At 68.8% G+C, this 18,424-nt stretch carries 24 protein-coding genes; 15 read left to right on the top strand and 9 right to left on the bottom strand.

What is annotated here, in order from left to right:
• Positions 1-25 precede the first annotated feature (25 nt).
• Positions 26-505: an OsmC family protein gene (locus LMH63_RS18835; protein ID WP_109680160.1), complete on the top strand. Its 480-nt coding sequence runs from the start codon at positions 26-28 to the stop codon at positions 503-505.
• Here LMH63_RS18835 and arsN2 read toward each other — a convergent pair.
• From arsN2 to LMH63_RS18810, 5 genes are all read right to left on the bottom strand, one after another.
• Entirely contained in the window at positions 500-946 is a 447-nt protein-coding gene (gene arsN2, locus LMH63_RS18830) for an arsenic resistance N-acetyltransferase ArsN2 (RefSeq protein WP_109680159.1), read from the bottom strand. The two genes, LMH63_RS18835 and arsN2, sit on opposite strands and share 6 nt — an antisense overlap.
• Positions 947-968: 22 nt before the next feature.
• Positions 969-1,664: a DUF8737 domain-containing protein gene (locus LMH63_RS18825; RefSeq protein WP_109680158.1), complete on the bottom strand. Its 696-nt coding sequence runs from the start codon at positions 1,662-1,664 to the stop codon at positions 969-971.
• Positions 1,661-2,185: a MarR family winged helix-turn-helix transcriptional regulator gene (locus tag LMH63_RS18820; RefSeq protein WP_109680157.1), complete on the bottom strand. Its 525-nt coding sequence runs from the start codon at positions 2,183-2,185 to the stop codon at positions 1,661-1,663. Before LMH63_RS18820 ends, LMH63_RS18825 begins: the two co-directional genes overlap by 4 nt.
• Before the next feature lie 15 nt (positions 2,186-2,200).
• Positions 2,201-3,544, bottom strand: a complete 1,344-nt coding sequence (locus tag LMH63_RS18815; RefSeq protein ID WP_109680156.1) for an FAD-dependent oxidoreductase — start codon at positions 3,542-3,544, stop codon at positions 2,201-2,203.
• Between the two features lie 81 nt (positions 3,545-3,625).
• Positions 3,626-4,045 carry a PadR family transcriptional regulator gene (locus LMH63_RS18810; RefSeq protein ID WP_199225756.1) on the bottom strand — a complete coding sequence of 140 codons (420 nt, stop codon included), beginning with the start codon at positions 4,043-4,045 and terminating at the stop codon, positions 3,626-3,628.
• 302 nt (positions 4,046-4,347) lie between these two features.
• Here LMH63_RS18810 and phnN point away from each other — a divergent pair, with 302 nt between their 5' ends.
• On the top strand, positions 4,348-4,941 hold the full coding sequence (gene phnN, locus LMH63_RS18805; protein WP_109680155.1) for a phosphonate metabolism protein/1,5-bisphosphokinase (PRPP-forming) PhnN: 594 nt from the start codon (positions 4,348-4,350) through the stop codon (positions 4,939-4,941).
• Here the strand turns inward: phnN and phnF are convergent.
• Entirely contained in the window at positions 4,938-5,651 is a 714-nt protein-coding gene (phnF, locus tag LMH63_RS18800) for a phosphonate metabolism transcriptional regulator PhnF (RefSeq protein ID WP_109680154.1), read from the bottom strand. The genes phnN and phnF overlap by 4 nt on opposite strands.
• Positions 5,652-5,771: 120 nt before the next feature.
• Here phnF and phnG point away from each other — a divergent pair, with 120 nt between their 5' ends.
• From phnG to LMH63_RS18765, 7 genes are all read left to right on the top strand, one after another.
• On the top strand, positions 5,772-6,242 hold the full coding sequence (phnG, locus tag LMH63_RS18795) for a phosphonate C-P lyase system protein PhnG (RefSeq protein ID WP_109680153.1): 471 nt from the start codon (positions 5,772-5,774) through the stop codon (positions 6,240-6,242).
• Entirely contained in the window at positions 6,239-6,844 is a 606-nt protein-coding gene (gene phnH / locus LMH63_RS18790; RefSeq protein ID WP_109680152.1) for a phosphonate C-P lyase system protein PhnH, read from the top strand. The genes phnG and phnH overlap by 4 nt, the downstream gene beginning before the upstream one ends.
• Positions 6,829-7,917: a carbon-phosphorus lyase complex subunit gene (locus LMH63_RS18785; protein WP_109680151.1), complete on the top strand. Its 1,089-nt coding sequence runs from the start codon at positions 6,829-6,831 to the stop codon at positions 7,915-7,917. Before phnH ends, LMH63_RS18785 begins: the two co-directional genes overlap by 16 nt.
• Positions 7,914-8,774, top strand: coding sequence for an alpha-D-ribose 1-methylphosphonate 5-phosphate C-P-lyase PhnJ (locus LMH63_RS18780; RefSeq protein ID WP_109680150.1), 861 nt, complete (start codon positions 7,914-7,916; stop codon positions 8,772-8,774). Before LMH63_RS18785 ends, LMH63_RS18780 begins: the two co-directional genes overlap by 4 nt.
• Positions 8,771-9,547 (top strand): phosphonate C-P lyase system protein PhnK, encoded by a 777-nt coding sequence (gene phnK, locus LMH63_RS18775; protein WP_109680149.1) that lies wholly within the window; start codon positions 8,771-8,773, stop codon positions 9,545-9,547. The genes LMH63_RS18780 and phnK overlap by 4 nt, the downstream gene beginning before the upstream one ends.
• A gap of 63 nt (positions 9,548-9,610) precedes the next feature.
• On the top strand, positions 9,611-10,357 hold the full coding sequence (gene phnL / locus LMH63_RS18770) for a phosphonate C-P lyase system protein PhnL (RefSeq protein WP_109680148.1): 747 nt from the start codon (positions 9,611-9,613) through the stop codon (positions 10,355-10,357).
• A gap of 29 nt (positions 10,358-10,386) precedes the next feature.
• On the top strand, positions 10,387-11,109 hold the full coding sequence (locus LMH63_RS18765; RefSeq protein ID WP_146205283.1) for a DUF1045 domain-containing protein: 723 nt from the start codon (positions 10,387-10,389) through the stop codon (positions 11,107-11,109).
• A gap of 300 nt (positions 11,110-11,409) precedes the next feature.
• On the opposite strand, the gene LMH63_RS18760 is transcribed toward LMH63_RS18765, so the two are convergent.
• Positions 11,410-12,621 carry an alpha-D-ribose 1-methylphosphonate 5-triphosphate diphosphatase gene (locus LMH63_RS18760; protein WP_109680146.1) on the bottom strand — a complete coding sequence of 404 codons (1,212 nt, stop codon included), beginning with the start codon at positions 12,619-12,621 and terminating at the stop codon, positions 11,410-11,412.
• Positions 12,622-12,833: 212 nt separating this feature from the next.
• On the opposite strand from LMH63_RS18760, the gene LMH63_RS18755 reads away from it, so the two are divergent.
• The 3 genes from LMH63_RS18755 to phnE are packed head-to-tail and all read left to right on the top strand — an operon-like array spanning position 12,834 to position 15,351.
• The gene (locus LMH63_RS18755; protein WP_109680145.1) at positions 12,834-13,730 is read left to right on the top strand and encodes a phosphate/phosphite/phosphonate ABC transporter substrate-binding protein; all 897 of its coding nucleotides are present in this window, start codon (positions 12,834-12,836) and stop codon (positions 13,728-13,730) included.
• Between the two features lie 5 nt (positions 13,731-13,735).
• Complete coding sequence (locus LMH63_RS18750; RefSeq protein ID WP_109680144.1) at positions 13,736-14,548, top strand: phosphonate ABC transporter ATP-binding protein; 813 nt, start codon at positions 13,736-13,738, stop codon at positions 14,546-14,548.
• Positions 14,545-15,351 carry a phosphonate ABC transporter, permease protein PhnE gene (gene phnE, locus LMH63_RS18745; RefSeq protein ID WP_109680143.1) on the top strand — a complete coding sequence of 269 codons (807 nt, stop codon included), beginning with the start codon at positions 14,545-14,547 and terminating at the stop codon, positions 15,349-15,351. The genes LMH63_RS18750 and phnE overlap by 4 nt, the downstream gene beginning before the upstream one ends.
• 269 nt (positions 15,352-15,620) lie before the next feature.
• Here the strand turns inward: phnE and LMH63_RS18740 are convergent, their stop codons facing one another.
• Positions 15,621-16,106, bottom strand: a complete 486-nt coding sequence (locus tag LMH63_RS18740) for an aldehyde dehydrogenase family protein (protein WP_199225755.1) — start codon at positions 16,104-16,106, stop codon at positions 15,621-15,623.
• A 37-nt stretch (positions 16,107-16,143) separates the two neighbouring features.
• Positions 16,144-16,935, bottom strand: a complete 792-nt coding sequence (locus LMH63_RS18735; RefSeq protein WP_109680141.1) for a crotonase/enoyl-CoA hydratase family protein — start codon at positions 16,933-16,935, stop codon at positions 16,144-16,146.
• A gap of 181 nt (positions 16,936-17,116) precedes the next feature.
• Between LMH63_RS18735 and LMH63_RS18730 the strand changes: the two genes are divergently transcribed.
• Genes LMH63_RS18730 through LMH63_RS18720 form a run of 3 tightly spaced genes read left to right on the top strand, consistent with a single transcriptional unit; the run spans position 17,117 to position 18,402 of the window.
• Entirely contained in the window at positions 17,117-18,007 is an 891-nt protein-coding gene (locus tag LMH63_RS18730) for a LysR substrate-binding domain-containing protein (protein ID WP_158280480.1), read from the top strand.
• Entirely contained in the window at positions 17,968-18,153 is a 186-nt protein-coding gene (locus tag LMH63_RS18725; protein ID WP_109680139.1) for a hypothetical protein, read from the top strand. The genes LMH63_RS18730 and LMH63_RS18725 overlap by 40 nt, the downstream gene beginning before the upstream one ends.
• Before the next feature lie 48 nt (positions 18,154-18,201).
• On the top strand, positions 18,202-18,402 hold the full coding sequence (locus tag LMH63_RS18720; RefSeq protein ID WP_109680138.1) for a hypothetical protein: 201 nt from the start codon (positions 18,202-18,204) through the stop codon (positions 18,400-18,402).
• The last annotated feature ends 22 nt before the right edge of the window (positions 18,403-18,424 follow it).

The following is an 18,424-nucleotide window of genomic DNA, read 5'->3' as shown; positions in this document are numbered from 1 at the left end:
GGAAGTCAATGCGGAGGCTTTGGGTATGGCAAGGGATCACCACTACGCGGTCACGGTGGAGTGGACCGGCAACACGGGCGAAGGGACGGGAGACTATCGGGCGTACCGCCGCGATCACGAGATCAAGGTCGCGGGCAAGCCGCTCATCGCGGGCTCCGCCGACCCGCAGTTTCTCGGCGACGGCGCACGCTGGAACCCGGAGGACCTGCTCGTCGCCGCCCTCTCGGCCTGTCACAAGCTCTGGTACCTCCACCTCTGCGCCGATGCCGGCATCACGGTGGAGAGCTACGTTGACCATGCCGAGGGGACCTTGCGGCTCGGTGGCGAAGAGAATCGCTTCAGCGAGGTCGTTCTCCATCCGGAGGTCGTCATCCGGGAGGCGTCCCGCACCGATTCGGCCCTCGCGCTCCACGAGGCGGCTCACCACGAGTGCTTCATCGCGCGGTCGATGAACTTCCCGGTGCGCTGCGAGCCCCGGATCCGGGTTGCGGGCGACCCCTCATAGCGTTCGGCCCATGAACTCGGCCGATCCGGGGCAGATGTCGGCGAACTGCGCACTCCCGCGAATCGCAGTGGGTGCTGCTTCCCGGGCCAGGGACCGATAACCGCACGCGGAGAAGAACGCCGCAGCGGTCGTTGTCAGCAAATACAGCCGCGCGATCCCCCGCTCCCGGGCCCATTGCTCCGCGTGCGCGAGCAGTCTTTTGCCCAGGCCAGTGCCGCGATGGTCGGGGTGCACGGCAAGCGAGCGCAGCAGTGCGTCGCCCCCGGCTTCCTCGAGGCCGATGACGCCGACGGTCTCACGCCCCGAGCGCGCGGCGAACCACCAGACCCGCGCTCGCCCCTCGGCCGTCCCCAGATCATCGATAGGCAGCCCACAGTGCACCAGCAGGTGCAGCATCGAGGCATCCAGGTTGCTGGCACGGATCTCCATCGCGTGGTTCATGGGGCCTCCTCGGTCCCGGCGCTCACAGGGAGGCCAAGGCGTCCCCGGTCACGTCATCCTCGCCCTGGCGGTCGCGGCGCCGGGCGTCGCGAATCTGCACGATCGCGGCAATGTGCAGGCAGATCCAGAGCGGCACGGCGAAGCAAGGGACAAGGGCGAGCGGCAGGGCACCAAGGGCGGCTGTCGACTCGGAGAGGCCGAGCAGTGGCAGCGTACCGCGCGCGATCAGTCCCGAGAGCACGGCGCCGGCGAAATCGAGCAAGCCAAGCGCGTGGAAGCCGAGATGCCAGGGCGAGCGCAGGAAGTCCGGGTCAACGGCGAGGCGTGCAGCGACAAACGGTGCGAGCACCGCGACGAGCACATCGCCCCAGCCGGCAGTGTGCGCGAACAGGCCCGGCAGGTGGCCGAACGCGTAGACGAACAGGAATCCCGCGCCGAGGATGCGCAGGCCGTGCACGGCGGCCAGCCAGACCGGATGAATGGCGAGGATCGCCTCCCGGACGCGCCGTAGCCGCAGCAACAGGAGGAAGGCAGCCGGCGGCAACAGCATGGCCGTGAGCGTTGTCACCGGCGGTGCCGAGGGCGGTACGTTGAAGACGCCATCGGCCGCCAGCGTTGCGATGGCGATGAGCCACAGCATCACCACGCCGGCGGCGATGGTGAGGAAGGTGGGGCTGGGTGCCGCGCGGCGGCCGAACGTCAGGGTTGATGTCGTCATGGCCGAGATTCCTCCTGGTGAGCGGCGCTTCGGTTCGCGATTCGCTGCCGTCCCTGCTGCAGCAGCGCCAAGAGCTTCTGGAAGTCCTCCTCGCCGATGTCCTCGGCGAGGCGGGCCTGGATGTGCTGCCAGCGTTCATGGGCCTGTTCGAGCACACGCTTGCCCTCGTGCGTGACCCGCGCACGCCGCTCGCGACGATCCGGCCCGGAGGCGAGCTCGACGAGCCCCCGACGCAGGAGCGGGCTGAGTGAGCGGGTGAGCGAGGAGGGCTCCATGTCGAGCGCCTCGGCGATGGCCCCGAAGGTCATGACGGCACGCCCGTGGCCGCGGTCGATCGCGATGCCCACCGGGATTGCGCTCACCGCGGCGATAAGCAGTGTCAGCGTGGGCGCGAGGTAGCGTTCGGCCTTGGTCCACCCAAGCTCGGCGCCCATCGCCTCCGCGATCTGGGGGAAGCTGTAATAGAGCGTCCCCCAGGCGCAGATCTGGCTGACGCCGAGGGCCGTGATGAACCGGTTCATCAGCTCGCCCGGGCCCTAGCGTCCGCCGCAGCAGCTCGACGTGCTCAGATTGAGCGTGGCGGGCGCCGTGCGACGTTGCGGTGCTGTTCCGCAGCAGCTGCTGGCAACGGGCCCGGCGCTGCACACGCCGGTCTCCGGCAGCTCCAGACGCACCTCCCGCGCTGCTACAGGATCCCCCGCGAGCTCCGCAGCGATCGAGCGGACCTGCTCGTAGCCGGTCGCCATCAGGAAGGTGGGCGCGCGGCCGTATGACTTCATCCCGGCGATGTAGAAACCAGGCTCCGGGTGGCGGAGCTCGTCGACGCCGTGGGGCGGCACGGTGCCGCAGCTGTGGACGTTGGGATCAATGAGGGGCGCCAGCCGCGGCGGTGCCTCCATGACGGGATCGAGCTCCACCCGCAGCTCCCGAAACATCGCCGTGTCCGGGCGAAAGCCCGTGCAGGCGATGACCTCGTCCACGTCGAGCGAGTCGTGCCTGCCGTCGTGTACGGCGTCGACCCGGAGGCCGTTGTCCCGGCGTGCAAGGGCGGTGACCGAAAACGGTGCGAGCCGTGTCAGCTCGCCGCGCTCGATCGCCTCGGCCGCCTCCAGGCCCAGCTGCCCCCGTGCCGGCAGCTCATCGCTACGGCCACCGCCGATAACGTGATCGAGCCCGGACCGGCGCAGTGCCCAGAACACCTCCGTGCTGGCCGCTTCCTGACGCAGGCGCAGGAGGTCGAGGACCGCGTTCATCGCCGAGTGGCCGCCGCCGACCACGAGCACGCGGCGCCCGGCATAGCGGGTCCGCGCGCTGCCGAGGACATCCGGAATGCCATAGGCGAGACGATCGCTCGCCTCCTGCTCCCCCGGAACGGCGATGCCCGCAACGCCAAGCGGTGACGGTTGATGCCAGGTCCCGGACGCGTCGATAACCGCCCGGGCGAGCGTGCGCCTGTGGTTCCCCTCGGCATCTCGCCAGTGGACGGCGAAACGCGACCGCTCCCGGCCCGCGGTCTGAAGCTTGCCCGCGCCTTCGCGCGTGACGGCCGTGACCAGGGCCCGCGTGTGAAGGCCCCGCGCGATGGCCGGAAGCCGGGCGAGGGGCCCGAGATACGCCTCCGCGATCTCGGCACCGGTGGGAAGGTGCTCCGGGTGGGGAGCAATCCAGCCGGCACGGCGAAGCATCCGCCCCGCGCTCTCATCGACGAGGTAGCGCCAGGGGGTGAAGACACGCACGTGGCCCCACTCACGGACCGCGGTGGCCGGCCCCGGGCCACGCTCGAAGAGCAACGGGGTGAGGCCGCGTTCTACCAGCCGGGCAGCTGCGGCGAGGCCGACGGGGCCGGCGCCGATGACCGCGACGGGGTCTGGTGAATTCATGGTGGTTGGCTCCCTCAGCAGTGTTTGGTTGATGGAGTGACCATCGATGCATCGATGGTCAAAGTCACAGGGCAAAAAAACTCACTCCTCCCGGAGAACACGGGGCATCTCCTCGCCGTCGAGCACGTTGCGGCACGCGAGGAGGCACTCGGTAATATCCATCCACGCAGCCACGGCGACCCGGAACGCCTCCCTGCCCTTGTCAGTCAGGCGATAGACGCGGCGGTGTCGCCCGGACACTGTCTCGCTCTCGACCGTGACGTAGCCGCCCTGCTCGTACTGGCGCAGAACGGGGTAGATCGTGCCCTCAGCGGGGGAGCAGCAGCCGTTCGTGAGCGACGCAACCTCCCGCGTGATCTCGTAGCCATGCAAGGGCCCCCGGTGCAGCACGCACAGGATGAAGAACTTCGAGAGGCTCATCTTGATGGTGCCGTTCCAGTAGGCCCGGCTCAGGAAGTCCGGGATATCAGTCCTGGCGTGCGTGGCGGTTTCGGATGCCATCCCGATATCTTATACATCGAGCCTCGATGCATCTAGCCCCCGCTGAACAGTCCTCCGCCGGGATGCCACCGGCAAGGAGCCGCCCTGCACACGCCGCGACGGACTCCGCGGCTCAGCAGTGCCCGTACCGACGGCCGGCTGATGGCCTCGAATTACCGACCGTATGCCCTCGCCGGCCCTTGGCAAAGCACGTAACTCAGTGCGGTCCAGGCGCATGGTGGCCAAAGTCGAGGCAACGATTGCGGCACCCGGGCCGGAAACGCGTCACATGCTCATAACGTCGTTGTGGTGAGCTTGGGTCCATGAATGCGTCACCCGGGAATCCTGCGTCGTCGGCCGTTCCACTGTTCTATCTGGTCGGGCCTTCGGGGGTTGGTAAAGACAGCGTCATCAAGGTCCTGCAGACGCTCGTACAGGGCGGGGAACTGTTTCTGCCGCGGCGCGTTATCACGCGTCCGGTGAATGCTGGCGGCGAGCAGCACGAAGCTGTACCCGAGTCGGAGTTCGCCGCGCGGGAGGCCGCCGGGGAGTTCCTATTTGCGTGGCGCAGCCACGGGCGCTGCTATGGAATCGGTCTTGAGGCGGCCCGAGCACTGGCCGCGGGCACGCCCGTCCTGGTCAATGGCTCGCGGGAATACCTGCCGCAGGCCCGAGCACGCGTTCCTGCCCTGGTGCCATTGGCCCTGCATGCGCCGCCGGATGTGCTCCGCGACCGACTGCTTGGGCGTGCCCGCGAGGACGAGGACGAAGTCCGCGCACGGCTTGCGCGAGCGGCCGCCCTGCAGTCGAGCTTGCCGGCGGATACTCGCTTTATCGCCGCCGAAGGCCCGGTGGAAGGTGTCGCGCGACGCGTCCTGGATCTCGTGCGCAACGGCAATCCGGACCAAGGGCGTTAGTGCGGGTGAAAGACGAACTGCACACGCCGACCGGCGTAACGGCCCTCGGCGTATTCAATCGGGCGGCGCTCGGCGTCGACGTTCAGCGAGTGCGCAACCAGGATCGGCTCGGATCGGGGCTGACGCAGGTGTTTGGCCTCCCAGGCATCGGGCAGGCGGGTAGTGACTGCCGTGGTATCACGGAAATAGTCGCGAACTCCCATCTGGTAGAGCGCCTGGGTGACCGAGCCGGTGTTCTGGAAATGCGTGCCAATGCCGCGGAAGCGCGCAGCCGGGAAATAGTGGGCGGTGACAGACAGAGGCCGCCCATCCGCCAGGCGGAGCGTTTCGATCAGGACCACGGGCGAGCCGGCGGGGAGACCGAGCTCTTGGGCGATCTCTGTATCGGCGGGCAGCTCCAGGTTGCGCAGCGCGATCGAGTTCGGATCGCGGTCGGCGCCAATGACATTGTCGCTAAAGCGTGTCCGGCGCGAGACCGGATAGTCGATCAGCGTGTCCTGGACGAACGTCCCTCGGCCCTGTTCGATTCGGATCAGCCCACGCGTGCGCAGCTCGGCCATCGCCCGACGCACGGTGTGGCGGTTCACCGCGAAGCGCTCGGCAAGCGCCGCCTCGGTGGGCAGGCGGGAACCCGGTGGATAGATCCCGGCGGCGATTTCGTCGGCAAGCCGGTTGCTGATCTGTCGCCAAAGGATATCGGCTGGCGCCATCGCCGCACCTCTTTGCTGATTCGTCCGGAGGCCTGTAACGCAACCGTTTCTTGCGTCGCGCCACCTCGTTGATGAACTATTGGTCTATACGTCTATACGTGTCAAGCGGAGGGCTCCGGCATGACCACAGCAGGACCGGAGGTTGGGTCCGGCGGCGGCCGCAGTGCACGACTGGCGCTGCTGGCACGGGCGGAGCCAGCGGAGCTGGGTGCCGCCTGGGAGCGGCTGCGGCCCCTGCCGGACTATCGCCTGCTGCGGCCCGGGGAGACCGGGCTGGTGATGGTGCGGGGCCGTGCCGGCGCCACCGGGCGGCAGTTCAACCTTGGTGAGGTCACCGTCTCCCGGGCGAGCGCCCGGCTCGAGGATGGCCGTGTGGGCCACGGCTATCTGCTCGGCCGGCGCCGGCGGTGCGCCGAGCGTATCGCCGTGCTGGACGCTCTGCTGCAGGCCGACGGGCCGCAGAGGGCTGACCTGGAGGAGCTGCTCGCTACCGTCCGCGCCCGGCTCGAGGGCGAGCGAACGCGCACCGCACGCCGCGCCGCGGCGACGCGAGTGGAGTTCTTCACCATGGCCCGCGAGGGGGGAGCATGACTGCCGCACCGTCGCTCGCAGGCTTCGCCGATCCGGTGGATGACGCCCAGCGCAGCTTCCGCGCCCTGCTTGACGCCTTGGCGCGCCCCGGCAGCCGGCGCCGGCCGGTCGCGCCGCAGGAGCACCCGACGATGCTGCCGCCGGCAATGGCCGCATTGGCCCTGACGCTAGCTGACGCCGCGACGCCGGTATGGCTCGCCCCCTCGCTCGCCGGCGCGGCGGAGTACCTCCGCTTCCACTGCGGCTGCCCGCTAAGCGCGGATCCGCGGGGGGCAGCCATCGCGCTGGCGGGCGCCGCCGAGGCGCCGCCCCTGGTCGATCTTGGGGCGAGCGACGAGCGCTATCCGGAGACCGACACCACGCTGGTGCTGGCAGTGGACTCAGTAACCGACGGTCCGGTGCTGTATCTCGAGGGGCCCGGTATCCAGGGTCGTGGGCAGCTCCGCTGCCGTGGCCTGCCGGCCGGTTTCGTCTCTGCTTGGCAGGCCATGCACGCGCGCTACCCCCTCGGCAGCGACGTGTTCCTGGTGGCCGGAGGCGAGGTGGTCGGTCTGCCTCGCTCCCTGCGCATCAGCGAGGAGGAAGCATGTACGTCCCCGTGAAAGGCGGCGAGAAGGCTATCGACAACGCCCACTGCTGGCTCGCGGACAACCGGCGCGGGGACCGCGACGTGCCCGAGCTCGGTCTCGACCAGGTCCGTGAGCAGCTCGGCCGCGCGGTGGATCGGGTGATGGCCGAGGGTTCGCTGTATGACCGGGAGCTCGCCGCGCTTGCCATCAAGCAGGCCCAGGGCGACATGATCGAGGCTGTGTTCCTGCTCCGAGCCTACCGCACGACCCTGCCGCGCCTCGCCGCCTCGGTGCCACTGGATACCGCCGCCATGCGGGTGCACCGGCGAGTGTCGGCGATCTACAAGGACGTCCCCGGCGGCCAGCTGCTCGGGCCGACCTACGACTATACCCATCGCCTGCTGGATTTCCGGCTCGCCGCGGGCGAGCCGCCGCCACCGGCGCCGGAGGCGGACGCCGACCCCGACGCCCCGCTGCCCGGAGTGAGCGAGCTCCTTCGCAGCGAGGGCCTGGTGGAGGACGAGGCGCCGGCGGACGACGAGCCGGTGGGCGATCTCACCGAGGAGCCGCTCGCCTTCCCGGCGTCGCGCGACTGCCGCCTGCAGGCCCTCGCCCGCGGCGACGAGGGGTTCCTGCTTGCCATGGGCTATTCCACCCAGCGCGGCTATGGCAACAACCACCCCTTCGCCGGGGAGATCCGCACGGGGTCGGTGAGCATCGTCATTGAGCCCGCCGAGCTCGGCTTTCCCCTGGACATCGGCGAGCTCACGGTGACCGAGTGCCAGATGGTCAATCAGTTCGCCGGCAGCGCCGAGGCGCCGCCCCAGTTCACCCGCGGCTACGGCCTTGTCTTCGGCCATGGCGAGCGCAAGGCCATGGCGATGGCGCTGGTGGACCGGGCGCTACGTGCCGATGAGCTCGGCGAGCCGGTGAGCGCTCCGGCCCAGGAGCAGGAGTTCGTTCTGCAGCACGCGGACAACGTGCAGGCCACCGGTTTCGTCGAGCACCTGAAGTTGCCGCACTACGTCGACTTCCAGGCCGAGCTGGATACGCTGCGCCGCCTGCGGGCCGCGTACGCGGACGCCGGCGACGAGGAGGCGTCATGAGCGCGGCCGACGGCGGGTACAACTTCGCCTACCTGGACGAGCAGACCAAGCGCATGGTGCGACGTGCGCTGCTCAAGGCGGTGGCGGTGCCGGGTTGCCAGATCCCGTTCGCCTCCCGGGAGATGCCGTTGCCCTACGGCTGGGGCACAGGCGGCATCCAGGTCACGGCGGCCGTGATCGGCCGCGAAGATTGCCTCAAGGTGATCGATCAGGGCGCCGACGACACCACCAACGCGGTCAGTATCCGCCGCTTCTTCGCCCGTACCGCAGGGGTGGCCACCACCGAGCGCACGGACGAGGCGAGCATCATCCAGACCCGCCATCGCATCCCCGAGACGCCGCTCACCGCGGCGCAGACGCTGGTCTACCAGGTACCCATCCCCGAGCCGCTGCGCCGGGTGGAGCCGAGCGAGCGGGAGACCCGGCGCATGCATGCGCTCGCGGACTACGGCGCGATGCGTGTCTTGCTCTACGAGCAGATCGCCCGCCGCGGGCGCGTCACCCAGTCCTACAATTACCCGGTGATGGTCAATGGCCGCCATCTTATGAGCCCCTCGCCCATCCCGCGCTTCGACAATCCGAAGCTGCACCGCAGCCCGGCGCTGCAGCTCTTCGGAGCCGGACGTGAGCGCCGGGTCTACGCCGTGCCGCCCTATACCGATGTCGTGCCGCTGGACTTCGAGGACTACCCGTTCACCGTGGAGAGCTGGGAGCGGCCCTGCGAGCTCTGCGGGGCCGCCGACAGCTACCTGGACGAGATCGTCACCGACGATGCCGGCACGCGGCTGTTCGCCTGCTCGGACACCGATTACTGCGCCCGCCGGCGCGCCGGCGAGCCGCGGGAGGTGCAGGCATGAGCGCGGAGCCTCTGCTAATCGCCACTGGCGTCGAGCGCCGCTTCGGTGCCCAGGTGGCCTGCACCGGGATCGATCTCGTGCTCTACCCCGGCGAGGTGCTCGGCGTCGTTGGGGAGTCGGGGGCGGGCAAGTCCACCCTCCTGCAGACCCTCGCCGGCCAGGCCGCACCCCAGAGCGGGCAGGTGGCCTACCGCACCCGTGATCGCCGGCTGCGTGACGTTTACCGCCTGGGCGAGGCCGAGCGGCGCATGCTGCTGCGCACCGACTGGGGTCTGGTCCACCAGAACCCGCGGGACGGCCTGCGCATGGCCGTCTCCGCCGGCGGCAACGTCGGCGAGCGGCTCATGCAGATCGGGGAGCGCCATTACGGGCGCATCCGCGAGAGCGCCCGGACCTGGCTGGAGGCGGTGGAGATCGCGGAGGGGCGCATAGACGACACCCCGCAGACCTTCTCCGGCGGCATGCAGCAGCGCCTGCAGCTCGCCCGCAACCTGGTGACGCGCCCGCGCCTGCTGTTTCTCGACGAGCCCACCGGCGGCCTCGACGTATCGGTGCAGGCGCGGCTGCTCGACCTGTTGCGGCGCCTGGTGGGCGAGCTCGGCATCGCCGCCATCGTGGTGACCCACGACCTCGGGGTGGTGCGGCTGCTCGCCGACCGGCTGCTCGTGATGCGCTCCGGGCGTGCCGTCGAGCACGGGCTCACCGATCAGGTACTGGACGACCCGCAGCATGCGTACAGCCAGCTGCTGGTCTCCTCGATTCTTCGTGGATGAGGGGCAGATGACGTCCGGTCTTGGGACCCAAGCCGGTCGAATTGGCACCCGGGAGGCTACGCGATGAGCAAGGCGCGGTCGGGCACGACGGCGGCCGCTGAGCCCGCACCGGAGCAGCCGGTGGTGAGTGTTGGCAACCTGCACAAGACCTTCACGTTGCATCTGCAGGGCGGGCTGGAGCTGCCAGTGCTGCGCGGCGTGGCGCTTGACGTCGTGCCGGGTGAGTGTGTCGCCCTCACCGGGCCTTCCGGCTGCGGCAAGTCAACGCTGCTGCGCTGTCTTTACGGCAACTATCTGCCACCGGCTGGCAGCGTCCACGTGCGCCATCGGGGCGAGTGGCTGGATCTCGGCGCCGCCAGCCCGCGGCAGGTGGTGGATCTGCGCCGGCACACCCTCGGGCATGTCACCCAGTTCCTGCGCGCCGTTCCCCGGGTGCCTGCGATTGAGCTGGTCGCCGAGCCACTCCTGCGCACCGGTCATGCCCCGGAGGCAGCGCGGGCGCGGGCGGAAGCGTTGCTGGAGCAGCTGCACCTGCCCCGGCGCCTATGGTCACTGCCGCCGGCCACCTTCTCCGGCGGTGAGCAGCAGCGGGTGAACATCGCCCGCGGCTTTGCTGCGGGCCATCCAGTGCTGCTCCTCGACGAACCGACGGCGTCCCTGGATGCGGCCAACCGAGAGCGGGTGATCGAGCTCATTCGGGCTGCGCTGGAGGGCGGCGCGGCCATCGTAGGCATCTTCCACGACGAGTCCGTGCGCAACGCCGTGGCCACCCGCGAGCTCAACCTGGATGCGGGGCGAAACGCGGCATGAGCAGCCAGCCCATCCGCAGGGACGCCTGAGTGCCGGGGGCGGGCGAGACACGCCGCCTCGGCGTTTTGCCTGAGCGCCCGCACGGCGGACGCTGGGCGGTCTACTACGCGCCGCCCTCGACCCACCCGCTCTGGCGCCTCGGCTGCCGCTGGCTCGGCCGCAACCCGGAGACGGGTGAGGTCTTCCCGCCGCCGAGGACTATGCCCGCGTTGCGCTGGCGGGCACTGGTCGCGCGCCCCGCACACTATGGCTTCCACGCGACGGTGCGTCCGCCGATGCCGCTGCGAGAGGGCACCACTGCCGATGACCTGCGGGAGGCAGTTGCGGCGATCGCTGCGGGGCGTGAGCCGTTCGCGCTGCCGGGGCTGCGCGTCGCACGCCTCGGCACCTTCTTCGCATTGCGCCCGGAGCCGGAGAGTGCGGCCATGGCGGCACTCGCCGCCGAGTGCGTACGCAGGCTCGACGATTTCCGGGGCGCCGATGCACTACGCTCCGAGCAAGGACTCAGTCACCGGCAGCGGGCGCTGCAGGCGCAGTGGGGCTACCCGTTCGTGCTCGATGAGTTCCGTTGCCATCTCACGCTAACCGAACCCGTCGCCGAGGCCGACGCGCCGGAGGTGCTGTCGGTGCTCACGCGTTTCTTCTCTGGCGATGCCCTTCGTGGCCCGGTGCCGGTTGATGCCCTCGCCCTCTACCATCAACCGGATCGCAGCACGCCCTTCCATCTGGTCGAGCGCATTCCGCTCGGCTGAGCGCCCCGGGAGCCTTGGCCATTCGGCTCAGAGCTCGGACCGCACGGCCGCATCACCGAGCTGGCAATGATCTCGCCGCCGTCGCCGAGCGCTGGCACCCCGTCTGGCGTGCGCCCCCGTGCTGGTACCGGGTGCACTGAAGGCGGGCGGGATGCCGGTGGCGCGTTCCTGCCGCGTTGGCCCGAGCACGCGGCGCTGCCGGGTGGGGCGAGAGAGGCTCGGCCGTTGTACCCGGCCCGGAGCGGGCATCGTGGCGAGTTCCGGTACAGGCGGCTCGCTCGGTTGCCGCGGTCATGTGCTTCACGGAAGCACGGGGTGGCGCTGATCGCCTAGACCGCGATGGGCATGCACAACGCGCCCGCCAGCTATGGTGGCGGCGACAGCCGGGCCGAGTGCCCCATTCGGGTCTACCAGCACGAGGTCCGCGCGTAGGCTGGGGTGGATCATTCCGCGGTCGGTGAGTCCGGCAGCGCGTGCCGGACCACCGGCCACCAGATCCCAGGCCCTGGCCAACTCCATCCCACCATCCGACCAGAGCTGGCAGGCCGCGTGCAGCGTCGCCGGATAGTAGTAGTCCGAGGCGAGCACGGTACACAGTCCCTCGTTGATGGCGTCGCCGGCGTGCAGCCGGCCGTCGTGGCTGCCCCCGCGCAGTACGTTCGGTGCGCCGAGAATGACGGGTTCTCCGGCGGCGATGGCGTCGGCCGCCGTCTCCGCGTTGCACGGGAATTCACAGAGCTGCACGCCAAGCTCCCGATACGCCGCCCGCATCGCGGGGCTTTCGTCGTCGTGGGATGCGATCGGCACTCCGGCTGCGCGGGCCTGCGCGCAGAGGCGCGCTGTCGCCGGGGCCACCTCGTCGGCGCGGGCCGCGATATCCTCGACCAGAGTGCGGTACGCGTCGGGACTCAGGCCGCTGCGCTCGGTGTACTGTGAGAGTTTCTCGGCGCGCCCGAGACGCTCACGGATCATGCTCAAGTGATCATTCAGCGCGATCAGCCCGATTTGCCCGGCGCGTATCCACTCGAGAATCTCGGTCTCGGCGTCGACGTTGTAGAGCTCGTGTCGGAGATGGATCCGCGTATCACAGCCGAGGACCCCATTCAGGCGGTTGAGCGCGTCGAGCACGGCGAGCACCGTTTCGCGCCCCCGCAAACCCGGCTCCCAGGAATAGGTGATGCCGTGGTAGGCGGTGGTGATCCCGTTGGCGACGAGCTGGCGATCTACCTCGGCCAACGCCACCGCTGCGGGAAACGGCACCCCGGAGCGCGGCATGAGGAAGTGCTCGAAGGCATCGCCGTGCAGGTCAATGATGCCGGGGAGCAGCAGGAGCCCGCGGGCATCGATGGCCCTGGCGTCTCCGCCAGGGCCACTGGTGCATTCGGCGATACGGCCATCGGCGACGACCACCGTTGCTTCAGTGAGGCCCTCGCCGGGCAGCAGTACCTCCGCTCCCCGTATGGCCAGCGGCCGGCCCTGCTGACTCTCCGGCGCGAGCGCTTCCTCCGTCATTTCCAGCTCCTGGCAACCCACGGTGAAGGCTCACGATAGCCCTTGGCTGTTGCCCGGTGATGAAGCGATAGCCGGGTGTTTGCGCACCATTGACCGCTTTGGTCGGAGTCCCGGTCAAAATAACTTTTTGTAAAATCAACAATAACCTAACGTTGCTGTCACAAGGCGACGGCACGCTTGAGTGGCATTCAACAAGCCACCTGGAGGCCGTCATGAGCCACAAGCGTTTCCTCGCGGGCGCCATCGCGTCGACTGCACTGATGATGTCATCCATCGCTCCCCTCCAAGCCCAGGAGACGGTGACCATGGCGGTCACCGACGTCGCGGGCCTGGAGGAGCTCCGGCGTGACTGGGGGCCTTTCGCCGAGGCACTGGAGCAGTACACCGGCTTCGGTGTCGAGTTCGCGCCGGTCACGAGCCGCACGGCCGCCGTGGAGCTGCTGCGCTCCGAGGAAGTCGACTTCGTTCTCACCGGTCCGGCCGAGTACGTGGTCATGCAGGAGCTCACTGGCGCCGAGCCCGTGCTGGGCTTCAGTCGCCCGGACTATTTCTCCGGCATCATCACGATGGCGGACAGCGGCATCACCTCGGTCGATGACCTGCGCGGCGAGCGCGTTGCCGTCGGTGACGTCGGCTCGACTTCCTCGCATCTCGCGCCGCTGCAGCTGCTCGCGGACTATGGCCTCGACCCGCAGGAAGACGTCGAGCTCACACACACCGCCGAGCGAGTCGCCTACGAGGCCCTCAAGCGCGGTGACGTCGCCGCCTGGGGCACCAACTACATGGACGATTACATCCGTCTTCGCTCGCGCGAGGAGGAGCTCTCCCCGGGAGCGTTCCGCGTGATCGCGCGCGGCCCCGATCTCCCCAACGATGTATTGGTCGCCGGTTCCCATGTCCCGGAGCAGACCATCGAGACCCTGCGCGATGCGGTCGTCGAGAACTCCGACGCACTGGTCGCGGCCATCGTCGAGGACGGCGGCGAAGAGAACCTCAAGTACGAGGGCATGCGCTTTATCGCCAATATCGACGACTCCGACTACGACTATGTTCGGGACGCCTACGGCGCGATCGGGCAGGAGCGCTTCGACCGGTTCGCGGGGGAGTGAATCCGATGGCTGTGGCGGAGCGCCTGCGCCGCCCCGAACCCGTGAATGCTCCGGCGCCGGCGGCGCCGGAGCTCACGGTTGAAGGGCTGAGCAAGGGTTACACAGGGGGTTCCGAGCCGGTGCTGCAGTCCGTGGGCTTTTCCATCCAGGCGGGCGAGCGGGTCGCCCTGCTCGGCGCCAATGGCAGTGGCAAGTCCACGCTGTTGCGCTGCTGCTTGCGTCTGGTCGAGCCCGACGCGGGCGCGATTCAGCTGTTTGGCAGCGACGTGCGGTCGTTGCCTTCGCGCCAGCTTCGCTCGCTGCGCTCCCGGGTCGGCTTCATCTTCCAGCGGCATAACCTCGTCGGGCGCCTCTCAGTGCTCTCCAATGTCATTCACGGCGCGATTGGACACGCCCGTCACCCCGCCCTCTGGTGCCAGGCGATGGCCAGCGGGCACTGGCGCGAGCGGGCCTTTCGGTGTCTCGAGGAGGTCGGGTTGAGCGAGTATGCCGCGCGCCGGGCGGATCGGCTCTCGGGCGGGCAGTCACAGCGAGTGGCCATCGCCCGCACCTTGATGCAGCAGCCACGCCTGGTGTTCGCGGATGAGCCGGCGGCGAGCCTCGATCCGACGGCAGGACACGAGATGATGACTCTGTTCACCCGCCTGGTCCGCTCACATGGCATGACCCTGGTGTTCGCATCCCACGATCTCGAGCATGCCCGCTGCTACGCGGACCGCATTATCGCGCTGCAGGCCGGCCGGGTGGTGCTCGACCGCCCGGTGCAGGCGGTCGATTTCCAGGGGCTGGATGGGCTCTACCGGCAGGAGGCAGGATGAGCGCCCGGGCAAGTCGGGCCTCCGGGTCGCTGCCACCGCGGCTGCCGGGTACGGGGCTCCTTGGGTTTGCCGCCTACCTGTTGGCGGCGGTGGTAGTGATCTGGTCGCTTGCCGACAGCGAACTCTCGGTCACCCGGCTGGCAAACGGGGTGCCTGAGATCGGCCGGCTTGTTGGCGAGATGTTTCCGCCCGCTTTCGACCGCATGCCCTCGATCGGCCGGACCATGCTGGAGACTTTCCAGATGGCCGTGGCGGGCACCTTTCTCGGTGTACTGTTGAGCCTCCCGTTGGCAGTACTCTCGGCGCGGAATCTCTCGCCGCACCCGGCGCTGTACTACCTGGCCCGGGGCCTGATCACGTTCTGCCGGACGGTGCCCGATCTCATCTGGGCCATCATCTTCGTCATTACGGTGGGGCTTGGACCCTTTGCCGGCGTGCTGGCACTGATGGTCGATACGATCGGATTCTGCGCGCGTTTCTTCGCCGAGGCGATGGAGGAGGCCGACGATGGCCCACCGGAAGCCTTGCGCTCCCTCGGCGCCGGGCGCCTGGATATGATTGCCAGCGCCGTGGTGCCGGCGACACTTCCCTCGATGATCGCTACCTCTCTATTCGCCTTCGAAAAGTCCACGCGCTCTTCCGTGGTACTGGGGCTGGTTGGGGCCGGTGGCATCGGGATCGAGCTCATGTCTGCCGTGGATATGTACGATTACCGCAACGTCTCGACGATCATTCTCTGCATCTTCGCAATGGTCGTTGCGGTCGAGCGTCTGAGCGCAAGTCTGCGTCGGCGCATTCTGTAGTCGCGAGCGGATTGGCGGGCCAGGGCTTAACCCGGATGTCTCACCGACCGCGGCAGGGAATCGGTGAGATATCCGGGTTATGCGCCGGGTCCTGGCGCGCGCACGCTCAAGGGCTGGATCCAGGTGGTGCTGCGCGGGGCGATCGCCAGGTATCCACCGCACTACCCCACCTGGATGCGCCAGATGCGCTGGGGTGGGCGGGGCGCAAACCCTCGCATCCGCCTTCGGGGGCAGGTCATCAAGCTCCAATCGCAACGGTGCCAGAGAGGCTATGTGGGGTGCTGTACGGCCCTGAGCTCGACGTACTCCTCGACGCCATAGGCCCCAAGCTCGCGACCGAAACCCGAGTCCCTGAAGCCCCCGAATGGAGCCCTGGTGTTGAACCGGGCACCGTTGATGTCGACCTGTCCGGCGACCAGCGACCGCGCGGCGTTCTCGGCGCGCTCTGGATTTGTCGACCACACGCTGGCTGCCAGCCCATATCGGGTCGCATTGGCGAGCTCAGTGGCGTGCTCATCGCTCTCGGCGCCGAGCACACAGAGCACCGGGCCGAATATCTCCTCCTGGGTAGCGGACCCGCCCGACAGCGCCTCGGCTGCCGCCTGGCAGGCCCTGGCTACCTGATCCCCTGAGGCCAGGCATACCTCGCCGACGGCAACCTCAGTCGCCGGGTTGCGTACGATCGCGGTGGCGGCGGCCCTGGGCTCCTGCCATTGACCACCGATGTAGTGCGTATGCACTGGGAGAGCCTCCATCGGTTTACTCCGCTGCGTGTCAGTCCGGGGGCGCAGGCTATTGCCCGAGGAACTCGGGCTCGCGCTTGTTGAGGAAGGCGGCGATGCCTTCGGCAAGATCCTGGGTGGGCACGAGGCGGGCGAACTGCGCGCTCTCGATGGCGAGGCCCTCATCGATGGAGACGTTCACGCCGCGGTTGACGGCCGTGAGTGCCGCCTCCACGGCAAGGGCCGAGTGGCGTGTGACCCGTCGCAGCCAACCGATCGCCTCCTCGAGAACCCGGCTCTTTGGCACCACCCGGTTCACGAGGCCGATCTCGGTAGCCCGCTGTGCGGTGATCGGGTCACCTGTGAGAACCATGTCGAGTGCGTGCTTGCGCCCCACCAGGCGCGGCAGGCGTTGTGTTCCGCCGAAGTCCGGGATCAGGCCCAGACGGATCTCCGACTTGCACAGCAGCGCGTCTTCGGCGGCGATGGTGTAGGCCATGGCCTCGCTGATCTCGCAGCCGCCGCCGTAGGCGAGCCCGTTGATCGCGGCGACGATGGGCTTCGGGTAGCTCTCGAGGCGGCGCGTGAACTCCTGGCCGCGGCGGCAGAACTCCCTGACGGCGGCGCCGGGACCAGCACGGACACTGTGCTGGAACTCGCTGATGTCCGCGCCCGCGCTGAATGCCCGGTCGCCGGCGCCCGTGATCACGATGCCGCGCACGGTGTCGTCGCCTTCGAGCTCGCCGAGTGTGGCCATTAATGCGTCGATGAGCGCGTAGCTGAGCGCGTTCAGTCGTTCCGGGCGATTGAGGGTGAGAATCGCGATCTCATCCCGGCGCTCGCAAAGCAGGATCTCGGTCATGGCTGTCTCCTCCGGGTTGCGCCCCGGTTGCACCCGGGCGCTTCGCGGAAGGAGGTTGCCGCCCGGCCTCAAGCCCGACAAACGAGGGTTTTTCGGTTCGCGATGAGCAGAATTCAGCTGCGTTGTGGCGCCGGTGAGTCTCTGCTATGCCTCAGACTTTCCGCTGAAGGCTGGGTATGCCGTGAGCCGACGCCTGCCGCCGCTGAACGCGCTGAGACTCTTCGAGGCTGCCGCGCGCCTGGAGAGCTTCAAGAACGCCGCCGAGGAGCTTTCGGTTACGCCGAGTGCGGTTAGCCACGGCATCCAGAGCCTCGAGGACTGGCTCGGTGTCCCACTGTTTCTTCGCACAAGCCGAGGCCTTGTGCTGTCTGACGCCGGGCGTGAGTACTACCCGTGCGTCGCGCATTCGCTGGAAGTGCTCGCCGGTGGCGCGGACGAGCTTCGCACACGTGGAGGGGCGAAACGCGTCCGCGTCACGGCCGCGCCGACCTTCGCGAAGCTCTGGCTGGTTCCGCGGCTGCCGGGCTTCCTCGACAGCCACCCGGGGCTTGACCTCGTCCTCGATACGCAGCCGCAACGCCGGGAGCTCGACTCCGAGGCCGTCGATATTGCCGTGCGCATGGGGCGCGGGGGCTGGCAGGGCGTCTACGCGCAGCGGTTGTTCAGCGAGGTGCTGGTGCCGGTCGGCACCCCGGAGGTCGTTGACCGCGCGAGAATGACCGGCGGTCTGGATGGGGAGACGCTGATCTCGGTGAGTCGGGCCCGTGAGGAGTGGGCGGCCTGGGCGAAGGGGGCGGGGCGGCCCTATCCCGCGGCAAGGCGCCATATCGAGGTCGATAGCGTCGATTTGGCGCTACAGGCCGCGCGCGCGGGTGTCGGCATTGCGATGGGAAGACGCCCGCTAATCGATGGTGATCTCGACACAGGAGCCCTGGTGAGCGCTGAGGTCCCTCCCGTTACCGGACAGACGGCGTACTGGGTGGTCGTCTCCGATACGCGTTCGAGCGACGAGGCCGTTGAGGCCTTTCGCGAGTGGTTGCTGCGTGCGGCCGGCGCCTCCTCAAACCGCTGAGAAGCGGCCACTTCACCCGCCTGCATCTGCGGGAGCTGAGCCAGGCAAGCGTCGATCTCTACCTGGGTGATCTGGAACGCCTCGGCGTCATCGAGCGGGACGTCGGTGAGCGCTTTCGCTTCCTCGTGCCACTGCCGGTCGCGTGACGCTGGAGCGGGCCGCTCGGGCCCGAGCTTAAGCGCATCAACCAGCACTTGATCGGCTGGGTCGTCGACCGGCAGAGCGAGCCGGGCGTGGAATTCCTGAGCCTCACACGGCGGATGCGGCCCGAGACTGCCAGTGCGCTGCAGGTCGCGGCGGACGCCCTCTCGGAGCGCCTGCGCCTGGCCACCCATCTCGGTATCGTTTGCTCGAGCGATCTCGGCGGGCGGGGCGCCCCGGCGGAGGATCTCTAGGTAGGCAACAGGGGGCAGTCCG

The sequence above is a fragment of the Spiribacter halobius genome (assembly GCF_020883455.1).
Classification (GTDB): Bacteria; Pseudomonadota; Gammaproteobacteria; order Nitrococcales; family Nitrococcaceae; genus Sediminicurvatus; species Sediminicurvatus halobius.
The sequence above is the reverse complement of the archived record's forward strand: the minus strand, read 5'-3'. Positions and strand labels throughout refer to the sequence as shown.